Below are 336 nucleotides of genomic sequence, written 5' to 3'. Positions count from 1 at the left end.
CTGTTGGCGCGGATTGCGCAGGACGAGAATCTTCCGGAGCTGGCGCGTGAGCTGTTCGTGGTGCAGGGGCGTGAATATGCAAGGCTCGGGACCGAGCTGAAGGAGATCGAGGCCAGGCTGTTGGCCTGGCACCGGGCCAATGCCCTCAGCCGGCGCCTGGCGCAAATCCCTTCGATCGGCCCGATCATTGCGACCAGGATGGTGATGAAGACGTCCGATCCAGCCGCGTTCCGCTCCGGCCGGCACTTTGCCGCCTGGCTGGGCCTCACACCAAAGGACCATTCCACCGGCGGCAAGACCAGGCTCGGCAAGATCACGCGGGCCGGCGACGAGGAC

At 66.1% G+C, this 336-nt stretch carries 1 protein-coding gene; it reads left to right on the top strand.

Going from position 1 to position 336, the window contains the following annotated elements; genetic code table 11:
• Positions 1-336: transposase (locus tag AC5ZGW_RS47785; protein ID WP_496114358.1), on the top strand; the 336-nt coding region annotated here is incomplete at both ends.

Source organism: Bradyrhizobium sp. Crot121 (assembly GCF_059512385.1).
This window is presented reverse-complemented; position numbering and strand designations above follow the sequence as displayed.